The sequence below is a fragment of the Sphaerobacter sp. genome (assembly GCF_019683595.1).
Lineage (GTDB): Bacteria > Chloroflexota > Chloroflexia > Thermomicrobiales > Thermomicrobiaceae > Sphaerobacter.
Genome location: NZ_JADGHZ010000023.1, coordinates 24007 through 33979 on the forward strand (window position 1 = coordinate 24007; position 9973 = coordinate 33979).

Sequence of the window (9973 nt, forward strand, 5' to 3'; positions counted from 1 at the left end):
GAGGGGGCTACGCATGGGGACGCGGCAAGTCGCCGGCGCTTCCACGGTCGTGTTAGTGGGACAGGCCCGCCGGTAACTCTTGCTGCGTCATGGCGATCGGGGCGTGGCGCGGCCAGGGGCGGGCCTCTTCGATGAGGCGGGCGGCCGAGAGGATGAGTGCTTCGCCGCCGGGTGGGGCGACGAGCTGGACGCTCAGCGGCAGGGCGCGGGAGTGGAGCCCCGCCGGGATGGTCGCGGCCGGGTAGCCCGCGAAGTTCCACGCCGCGGGGAAGGGGGCGTAGGTGGCGTTGCTGTACACGTTGGCGAGCCATGAGCGCTCTCCCCACCCATCGGCGGCGATCGGCAGGCGTGCCAGGCTCGGTGTGAGCAGCAGGTCGAACGCCTGGAAGAACGGGGCGAGCCGCGCCCGCCACTGGTCGCGTGCCTCCTGGCGTACCCGGCCGAGGCGGCGCAGGAGCCGGCCGACCGCAGTGTGGCGGCGGGTGCGGGCGGAGAGCCGGCTCGCATCGACCCGCTCGGCCTCCTCCGACACGGCCGCACACCAAAACGCGGAGACGTCCAGCACGACGCCAAGGGTGTACGGCGGGTCGGCCGGTACGACGTCATGCCCGGCACGTGCCAGGATCTGCCCCACCTCCTCCGCCGCGGCGGCGAACTCCCGATCGACCCACACACCCGCCATCGGCGCACGGGTCGAGACGGCGACCCGCAACCGCCGATCCGGCGGCGCGACGGTGGCGAGGTTCCGGCGGTCGGCGAGGACCGATAGCATCAACGCCGCGTCCTCGACGGTCGTCGCGATCGGCCCGTGCTCGGCCATGCCGAGCCAACTGCTCACCCCGATGCCGGCCGGCACGACGCCGGTGCCGGGCTTGACGCCGACCACGCCGCAGGCTGCGGCCGGGATGCGGATCGAGCCGAGCCCGTCGCTCCCGAGTGCGAGCGGCGCCATCCCGGCGGCCACGGCGGCGGCGCTCCCGCCCGACGATCCGCCTGCGGTCCGTGACAGGTCCCACGGATTGCGGCAGGCGCCGAGTGGGCCGTCGGCCGTGCCCCAGGCGCTCAGTTCCGGCACGCGCGTCTTCCCGAGCACGATGGCGCCCGCCGCGCGCAGGCGGCGGACCACTTCGTCGTCGCCCGGTCGCGGCTCGGCCGACATCAGCGGCGTTCCCCAGCGGCTCGGCTCACCGGCAACATCGGTGTTGTCCTTGATCGCGACCGGCACACCTGCCAGGGGGAGGCGATCCAGGTCGTCGCGGGTGCCGAGCGCTTCCGCCTCGGCCAGTGCCCGCTCGCGCCGGACGACCTCGAATGCCCCGACGCGCGGATCGATGACCTCGATACGCTGCAGGAAGTGCTCGACCACGGCGGCCGGGGTTACGCGGCCGGCGCGCACCGCGTGCGCCAGTTCGGAGGCGGTGAGATCGGCCAGGCTCAGATCGCCGCTCGTCATCGTGTATCCTCTCGAGATGGCACGATCCGCAGGGAGAGCAGCAGGGCGATTGTAGCACCGGCGCAGGGCGGTCGCGCCGGGTGTGGAGCAGGCTAGGATGAGCGGCGTGATCGACTGGGCGGCGGGGCCGGGCGAGATCGACGTGGCGCGGGCGGAGCCGCCGTTGGTGCTGGCGCTCGACATCGGCTCGTCGTCGACTCGCGCGGCGCTGTTCGATGCCCACGGCCGTCGCCTCGCCGGGACGCTCCACCAGGTACCCTACCGTCTCGACACCACGCCTGACGGCGGGGCAACCCTCGACCCGACTCGGCTCGTTGACGCGGTCGCGGCGACGATTGACGGCGCGCTCGCCGCGGCACCGGACGCCTCGGTGCAGGCGGTCGGGGTCTCCACCTTCTGGCACAGCCTGATGGGCGTGGACCGGGACGGGCGCGCCCGAACGCCGGTCTACACCTGGGCCGATACCCGCGCCGCCGGGGCCGCGGCACACCTGCGCCAGACGCTCGATGGCGAGGGCCACCATCGCCGCACCGGCACGGTCCTCCACTCGAGCTACCCCCTGGCCAAGCTGGTCTGGCTGCAGCGAGCGATGCCTGAACTTGCCGCCGGGGTGCATCGCTGGCTCTCCTTCGGCGAATACCTCTTCCTGACCCTCCTCGGTGAGGCGACCTGCTCGATCTCGATGGCGTCCGGCACCGGACTGTTCGACCAGGCCCGCCTGACGTGGGACCCGGACGCGCTCGACGCCGCCGGGATCACCTCGGACGACCTCTCGCCCATCAGCGACGAGCCGGTGGTGGGACTACGCCCGACGTTCGCGGCACGGTGGCCGGGGCTGGCGCGTGCCGCCTGGTTCCCCGCCCTGGGGGACGGTGCCTGCTCCAACCTGGGATCGGGAGCGATCGGCCGTGGGCGGCTGGCGATCACGATTGGAACGACTGCGGCGCTGCGTTTGCTGTGGGCGGGCGACCCGGTACCGCCCCCGCCGGGGCTGTGGCTCTACCGGCTCGACGCGCGGCACGTGCTCCTGGGCGGTGCGCTGAGCGAGGGCGGCAACCTCCACGATTGGGTGTGCACGCGCTTCCGCCTGCCCGACCCGCCGGAGCGGGATGCGGCGCTCGCGGCGATGCCGCCCGACAGCCACGGCCTCACCTGGCTCCCGCTCCTGGCGGGTGAGCGCAGCCCCGGCTGGGAGCCACACGCCCGTGGGGCGCTGGCCGGGCTCACACTCGACACGGATCCGGTCGCGGTTCTGCGCGCGGCCATGGAGGCGGTCGCCTACCGCGTCGCGCTGGTGGCGCGGCTGCTCGATGCCGCGGCTCCGGGGGAGCGGACCATCATCGCCAGCGGCAGCGCGCTGCTGCGGAACCCGATCTGGCTCCAGATCCTGAGCGACGTGCTCGGCCGGCCGCTGTTGGCCGGAGCGGCGCCGGAAGCGTCGCTGACCGGCGCGGCGCTGATGGCTCTGGCGCGCCTGCCGCGGGAGGTCGGCGGCCAGCCCGACCTGCTGGATCGGATCGCGGCCGGGCCAGTTCCCGCTGCGGCCCGGTACGATCCCGACCCGGACCGGCATCACACCTACCAGTCCGCCATCGCACGCCAGGAACGCCTGTACCGCCGCCTCATCGCCGATGCCGGATGAGGTGAGAAGCAGGCGTTCCTTCGCCCGTTTTCAGTAGCCGGATGCGCCGCGCCATTCGCGGAGCGGTGACGCGCGCCCGGATACCTTGCGATTCATTAACCATATTCGGTAGGCTATTCGCCCGGGGGGGGAGGAGACGCGGCCAGCCTGCGGCTCCGCGACCCGTAGTCCCGTACATCGTTGCAACAAGCGTTGACTTCCGCGTGGGCGAGAGGTCCCAATTACCGCTGACCGCTTGTCACCGACCGCCAACGGCGACTAAGCTCTGAGGTACCGCGCCGAGCGCCTGGGGACCCATCGCCGCCACAACGGGCATCGTGTCAGCCGGTGGGTGTGCTCGCGTGACCCGGCCGTGTTGAGTGCGCACCCGTGCCTTCCCGTGCGCTCGCGCGGAGGAGTATGTTGAGGAGAGGAGACCACGTGTGAATCCGCGACCGGTGCGCCCCGGCGGCTCACTACAGCAGAGTTTGCTGGCTCTCGGGTCGCTCTCCGTGGCCGTCGGGCTGGCTGTGTGGCAGCAGCGATCGCTCGGGCGAGGCCGCAGCGACTCCGTCACCGCGGTCGAGCGGCCGGAGACGACCTTCAGCGACGTGGCGGGGCTGATCGAGGCCAAGGAGGAGCTCGCCGAGATCGTGACCTTTCTCCGCGATCCCGAGCGCTTCCGCCGCATGGGGGCGCGGATGCCGCGCGGGGTGCTCCTGGCCGGACCGCCCGGCACCGGCAAGACGCTGCTGGCGCGCGCCGTGGCCGGGGAGGCCGGCGTGCCGTTCTTCGCGATGTCGGCCTCGCAGTTCGTCGAGGTGTACGTCGGCGTCGGCGCAAAGCGTGTCCGGGACCTGTTCGCCGCCGCGCGCAAGGCATCGCCTGCCATCGTCTTCATCGACGAGATCGACGCGATCGGCCGCCGCCGGGGCGACAGTCAGAGCCACCAGGAGTATGAGCAGACGCTGAACCAAATCCTGGTCGAGCTGGACGGCTTCCAGCCGCGCCAGGCGGTCGTCGTGATCGCCGCCACCAACCGAAGCGACATCCTCGACCCGGCACTGCTTCGGCCGGGACGGTTCGACCGCCGCGTGGAGCTGTCGCTGCCGGACCGGGCCGAGCGGGCCGCGATCCTCCGGGTTCACGCGCAGGACAAGCCGCTGGCGGCCGATGTCGACCTGGACGCGTTGGCCGCGCGGACCGTGGGACTCTCCGGTGCCGATCTGGAGAACACCTTGAACGAAGCCGCGCTGCTGGCACTCCGCCGCGGCGGCGATGAGATCACCCAGGCCGACCTGGAGGAGGCGGTGGACCGGGTCATCGCTGGGCCGAGCCGCCGGAGCCGGGCTCTCAGTGCCCGCGAGCGGGAGACGATCGCCGTCCACGAGGCGGGCCACGCGCTGGTGGCTCACCAGCTCGCCTCGGCCGACGCGCCGCGGCGGGTGACGATTCTCGGGCGGGGCCAGATGGGCGGCGCCACGGTGCTGGCGCCCGATGAGGACCGGCGTCTCTGGACGCGCGGCCAGTTCCTCGACCGGCTGGCCGTCCTACTCGGCGGGTACGCCGCAGAGGAGCACCGCTACGGTGAAGTGACGACCGGATCGTCCGGCGACCTGAGCCAGGCGAGCGCGCTGGCGCAGGCGATGGTGACCACCTACGGCATGGGCAAGAGCCTGCGCGGGCGCGCCTTCGACGCGCACGGCCCCGTGTCGGAGGAGACGAGCCGGGCGATCGACGAGGAAGTCTCGGCGCTGGTGAGCGAGGCGCTGGAGCTGGCCAGCCGCACTATCGCCAACGCGTCGGATCGACTGGAAGCGCTGGTGACCGCGCTGCTGGCCGAGGAGACGCTGGACGAGGCCCGCCTCGCGGAGATCCTCGGCCCCCGCCCGGTTCGTGCGTCGCTGAACTGACCCGCTCTCCTACAACGGCCCTCACCCTCGGCCCCTCTCCCAATGTTGGGAGAGGGGCGTTGTCTTGTGCACCGCGAGGCGTCCTCGGGCGCGGCGCGTTCTCGTCTCATGCGCCCGACGGGCACGAGGAAAGGCTGATAAGCCGCGGTGACGCATATCATGCTTCCCTACTATGACCGCCTTGCGCACTCGATCGCATTCACAAACTAGATCTGCACGGGCAGAATGAGCGCCAACAACTTGCTTATTGTGTCTCGCTCTCTTGCACTCGATGTCGGTGGTTCATCGAGATAGACGAGGCCGCATCTCGGTCTGAAGGGCGCCGATTGTCAAGCGTCCCGACTTGGACTGGTTGCCGTTTAGGTCGGGCGGTGGCTCCGGGTTTCACGCGTCGCCGGCGGGGGTGCCGGCACGTCTGGCCAGGGGTGATGAGGGCTTTTCTCCTGCCCGCACGACGGAGATGCGCCTCGGCGAGGGGAAAGGGGGATGCCTGATGCAAGACGCCGGAAGCGTAGCGCGGTCCGCTCCGCAGCGTGGGGCGTTGCGGCGGCTTCGCCAATCGGGCCGGCGCCGTCGTTCCTCGCTGCTGATGGCCGTCGTCCTCCTGCTTGCGGCGAGTATCTTCCCGAGCGTGGGCGGTGTCTCGGGTGTGCAGGCGCAGGGGATTGTCTGCGAGGATCTCGCGGGCATGACGATTCCCGCCGAGGAGATCGGCCTGCCCACGACCGGCGCGACCGTGCAGCAGGCCGTCGCCGTGGAGGCGACCGGCAGCCTGCCTCCGTACTGCCGCGTCGAAGGTATCATCAGCCCGGTCGATCCCACGGCGCCGAACATCCGGTTCCGCGTCAACCTCCCGGTTGAGTGGAACGGCTCGGCGATGCACTTCGGTGGGGGCGGCTACAACGGCACCGTCGTCTCGGGGACCGGCGCTGCGCCCGGTGCACCGCCCGGCACGCCGGTACCGCTGGCGCGCGGCTTCGCCACCTTCGGCAGCGACTCCGGGCATGAAGGGGGCAATGCGAGCTTCGCGCTGAATGAAGAAGCGATGGTCAACTTCGGCTACGCCGCGCTGAAGAAGACGCGCGACGTCGCCGTGACAATCATCACTGCTCACTACGGCCGCGGACCGGCCTACACCTACTTTGTCGGCAGTTCGCAGGGCGGTCGCGAGGCGGTCACCGTCGCCCAGCGGTTCCCCGAGGACTACGACGGTGTCCTGAGTGTCGTGCCCGTCCTCAGCTTCACCGGCTTGCAGATCGCCGGCAACCGCATGGGCGCACCGCTGATCAACGGCGGCTGGATGAATTCCGCGAAGATCTCGTTGCTAGCCAACGCCGTGCGCGCGCTGTGCGACGGCCGCGACGGCCTCGTCGATGGCTTGGTCGCGAAGTACGCCGACTGCGAGGACTTCGACCCGGCGGTGCTCCGCTGCCCGGACGGTACCGACGCCGGGGACCACTGCCTCTCCGACGCGCAGATCGCCGCCGTCCGTACCCTGCGGTCGCCGCTCGAGTTCGACTTCCCGCTGGCGAACGGCGTGACGGCCTATCCGGCATGGACGATCGGCAACGAAGACATGCCCGGCGGCTGGCCGCAATGGGTGATGGGCAGTGCTCCCCCGCCCGCGGTCCAGAACCCTGGTCCCAACCCCGGCGGTCCCGGGATCGTCAACTACGGGGCGCAGTTCGTCCGGTTCTTCATCGCCCAGGATCCGGCCTTCCAGACCTACGACTTCGACCACAACGACCCGCGGTGGCGCGAGCGGATCGAGCACGTCTCGGCGATCGTGGACGCGACCGATCCGGACCTGTCCGCCTTCCACGCCCGGGGCGGCAAGCTGATCCTGGTCGAGTACCTGGGCGACCACGGGCGGAACCCGTGGGCCGGGATCCAGTACTACGAGAGCGTCGTCGAGACGCTGGGCAAGGGGCAGACGGACAAGTTCATGCGGCTCTACGTGTCCCCCGGCGCCGACCACGGCGGCAACAACGGCCCCTCTCGGGTCGATTGGGTCTCGGTGCTCACGGACTGGGTTGAGCACGGGAAGGCACCGGGCGAGGATCTGGTGATGGTCCAGAGCCAGGGCGACACCGTGGTGCGGACGATGCCGGCCTGCCTCTATCCCAACTGGCCGCGGTACATGAAGGGCGACCCGTACGACGCGGCGAGCTTCACGTGCACGAAGGCGCCCGGGTTCCGCGGCTTCGGCGCCGGCAAGGGCAGCAACTAACCCGAGACCGTGATGACGTGCCCTCGGCAGCGACGGGGTGAGCCCCGCCTGATGCGGCCCAGTGGCAAGTCTGGCCAGGACCCCCCGGCGCCTGCCGGGGGCGTGTTCTTCTGGGGGCACCGAGGCATCGGGCGCGGCCTCTCGGGTGCGAGACGTCCCCCGAGCACACAGCGAGAAATGCAAGCGGGAGGGCATATGCCCTCCCTCGCTGGACTCTGACGCTTTCGGCTGGACACTACCCAGGGGAGACCTCCGGGTATATCGTGACCGGTTAGTCGCCCTGTCGTTAGCACGGGAGTTCCCGCGTGTTGTAGCTTGCCACCGAGCTGACACCTCTGGGGGACTGTTTCTGTCATCGCCCCTGGTACTGTTGGCCGCCCATCATCCCGTCCTCCGCCGGGAGCAGCGATTCCAGCACTGCGTCGCACTCGCTTATGGGTCCCACGGCGCCTCCATCCACCACACTCAGACACCAAGCGCCCTGTCATCCAACCGGAGGTGCCACAGTCCATTCCTGGGCGCCGAACCGCCCTGGTGTCGTCCATCCCTGCGATGTGCTTGGAGCACACCCCGTGCGTGCTCTGACTTGGAGGCTGTGCTCTTCAGCGCATCTCACGTATACTGGTACGTGCGCAACAGGAGTGATAGATGAGTCAACCTACGATCTATACAATCGGACACAGCAATCAGAGCGCGTCGGCACTGATTGCGCTTCTCCGTCGGCATCGAATTGAAGTGCTCATCGATGTCCGAAGCGCGCCCTATAGCCGTTACTCTCCTCACTTCAACCGCGAGGCGTTACAAGAAACGCTGAGCGACGCCGGCATACGATACCGTTTTGCTGGTGAGTACCTCGGTGGGCGTCCTACTGACCCCGGCTGCTACGACGAGCTCGGAAAGGTCGATTACCAGAAGATCGCGGAAAAGGCGTGGTATCAGGCTGGGATCGAGCGGGTGATCGAGTATGCGTCCACCGCGCGCACGGCCATCATGTGCAGCGAAGAGGATCCCAATCACTGTCACCGGCACAAGCTCATCGCACAGACCCTTCTGGGCCGGGGACTCACCGTGCTGCATATCCGCGGGGACGGGCGCATTGAGCCCGCACACCCGCTAGCCGTCCAGGCGAGGTTGTTTGGATGACGACTGAGACCGTGCCGCTATATACGATCGGATTCACCCGACGGAGCGCCGAATCGTTTTTCGAGACGCTCCGCGAGCATGGCGTGGCTCGTCTCATCGACGTGCGAGCCAACAACACCTCCCAGTTGGCTGGATTTTCCAAGCGGGACGACCTTATTTACTTCCTCCGTCTGATCCTGGGTGCTGAGTACCATCACCTTGAAATCCTGGCTCCAACGCCAGAGATCCGAGCGACGATGAAACCTGGCGGTGGTGGATGGGCGGCGTACGAGCCTCGGTTCCTGTCGCTGCTGGATGAGCGCCGGATCCTTGACCACCTCTCCCGATCGTTCTTCACGGACAAGATCTGTTGCCTGCTATGCAGCGAGGCGACCCCTGAGCACTGTCATCGCCGCCTGGTCGCTGAGTACCTGCAACGCGCATGGCCTGAACTTCGAGTCGTGCACCTATAGGCACCGCGGCATTGGCATTTCTGTCAATGTCGCTCGCAACGAATCGCCCGCTATCGTGGGAGGGGAGGTCTATGCGCGAGCGGCTGATTGTCACCGATGTGGCGGCGATGGACTCCGGCGTCTGTATCGCGGGCTACGTGGGAGCGCGGTCCACACGACCAGTGTTGCCGGAAGGCGGTGGAATTCCTTGGGCGTACCTTCGTGACGAGTCGGGGAACTTCGTTGAACCTCTGACGGAGGTGGAAATCAACCTCCTTAAGCACACCCCTCGCCCACCGCATACCGAGGATCGGCTGATCGACGGCACCGGACGGATCCGCATCGTTCGGCGTCTACCAGAACCTGAGGCGCAATCCTTCCTTCGACGGGTGTGCCGTGGTTCCGTCACCGATCTCTTTGGTGCAGAAATCGTCGATCGACGTTACATCCTGCCTGGGCAAGGACATTCCTCACTGGGTACGCTACGTGTGTCGAGGATCACCTGGCTCGATCTCGACCGGGACGAGGATCGTGGCCGCGATCAGTTCACACTCGGCTTTGCCGATTCGACCGGAATGAGTTATCGCCTGCGCGTTACCGACGTGGCATTTCGCGAGCACTGTCGTCGTACTTGGGAGCGCACGAGCGGCCGTCGCGATCTCGCAGCGATTCGCGTACGAGAGCGGTTGAACGATGCGGAGGAGATCTTCCTGCGGATTGGCTTGAGTCGGCCGTTTGAGCCAGGCCCCGGCGTCGGCCGTCGCTGCTATCTGATGGTCACCGGTGTCTACACGTTTCCAAGCTATTTGGACGCACCGTGGGCTGAGTACTACGCGGCGTTGAGCGAATTGGGCTGAGCGCCGGAAAGTCATCCACATGCTGATGGACCGACTGGCGGGTGCGCTGGCCGCACTTCACGAAGGCAGGCGGGAGGGCATGTGCCCTCCCGCCGGTATTTGCGTGGGGTGGTGCGCCTAGCGCTTCGCGGTGGCGAAGCGCTTGGCGACCTCGTCCCAGTTGACCACGTTCCACCAGGCCTCGACGTAGGCCGGGCGGCGGTACTGGTACTTGAGGTAGTAGGCATGCTCCCAGACGTCCAGGCCCATGATCGGGTAGAGGCCGTCCATCAGGGGGCTGTCCTGGTTCGCCGTGCTCATGACCTCGAGCTTGCCGTTGCGCCAC

The 9973-nt window shown here is 68.6% G+C and carries 8 protein-coding genes; 6 read left to right on the forward strand and 2 right to left on the reverse strand.

The features are described 5' to 3' along the window. Window positions 1-52: 52 nt before the first annotated feature. The gene (locus IRZ30_RS04545; protein WP_294083403.1) at window positions 53-1453 is read right to left on the reverse strand and encodes an amidase; all 1401 of its coding nucleotides are present in this window, start codon (window positions 1451-1453) and stop codon (window positions 53-55) included. Between the two features lie 97 nt (window positions 1454-1550). Between IRZ30_RS04545 and IRZ30_RS04550 the strand changes: the two genes are divergently transcribed. From IRZ30_RS04550 to IRZ30_RS04575, 6 genes are all read left to right on the forward strand, one after another. After that, window positions 1551-3095 (forward strand): gluconokinase, encoded by a 1545-nt coding sequence (locus IRZ30_RS04550; protein ID WP_294083404.1) that lies wholly within the window; start codon window positions 1551-1553, stop codon window positions 3093-3095. A 422-nt stretch (window positions 3096-3517) separates the two neighbouring features. Then, window positions 3518-4987, forward strand: coding sequence for an ATP-dependent zinc metalloprotease FtsH (gene ftsH, locus IRZ30_RS04555; RefSeq protein WP_294083406.1), 1470 nt, complete (start codon window positions 3518-3520; stop codon window positions 4985-4987). 493 nt (window positions 4988-5480) lie between these two features. Beyond that, window positions 5481-7217 carry a tannase/feruloyl esterase family alpha/beta hydrolase gene (locus tag IRZ30_RS04560; protein WP_294083408.1) on the forward strand — a complete coding sequence of 579 codons (1737 nt, stop codon included), beginning with the start codon at window positions 5481-5483 and terminating at the stop codon, window positions 7215-7217. 648 nt (window positions 7218-7865) lie between these two features. Further along, on the forward strand, window positions 7866-8360 hold the full coding sequence (locus IRZ30_RS04565; protein ID WP_294083410.1) for a DUF488 family protein: 495 nt from the start codon (window positions 7866-7868) through the stop codon (window positions 8358-8360). Continuing rightward, window positions 8357-8812: a DUF488 family protein gene (locus tag IRZ30_RS04570; RefSeq protein ID WP_294083412.1), complete on the forward strand. Its 456-nt coding sequence runs from the start codon at window positions 8357-8359 to the stop codon at window positions 8810-8812. Before IRZ30_RS04565 ends, IRZ30_RS04570 begins: the two co-directional genes overlap by 4 nt. 71 nt (window positions 8813-8883) lie before the next feature. Beyond that, a complete protein-coding gene (locus tag IRZ30_RS04575; RefSeq protein WP_294083414.1) occupies window positions 8884-9648 on the forward strand; it encodes a hypothetical protein in 765 nt (254 codons plus the stop codon). Window positions 9649-9765: 117 nt separating this feature from the next. Here the strand turns inward: IRZ30_RS04575 and IRZ30_RS04580 are convergent. Further along, window positions 9766-9973 (reverse strand): superoxide dismutase (locus IRZ30_RS04580; RefSeq protein WP_294083416.1); only part of this gene is annotated, 208 nt, incomplete at its 5' end.

What these genes read in the sequence shown, in the direction of transcription:
- IRZ30_RS04545 (WP_294083403.1), bottom strand. Translation starts at nt 1,453, where the DNA reads ATGACGAGCGGCGATCTGAGCCTGGCCGATCTCACCGCCTCCGAACTG.
- IRZ30_RS04550 (WP_294083404.1), top strand. Translation starts at nt 1,551, where the DNA reads ATGAGCGGCGTGATCGACTGGGCGGCGGGGCCGGGCGAGATCGACGTG.
- IRZ30_RS04560 (WP_294083408.1), top strand. Translation starts at nt 5,481, where the DNA reads ATGCAAGACGCCGGAAGCGTAGCGCGGTCCGCTCCGCAGCGTGGGGCG.
- IRZ30_RS04565 (WP_294083410.1), top strand. Translation starts at nt 7,866, where the DNA reads ATGAGTCAACCTACGATCTATACAATCGGACACAGCAATCAGAGCGCG.
- IRZ30_RS04570 (WP_294083412.1), top strand. Translation starts at nt 8,357, where the DNA reads ATGACGACTGAGACCGTGCCGCTATATACGATCGGATTCACCCGACGG.
- IRZ30_RS04575 (WP_294083414.1), top strand. Translation starts at nt 8,884, where the DNA reads ATGCGCGAGCGGCTGATTGTCACCGATGTGGCGGCGATGGACTCCGGC.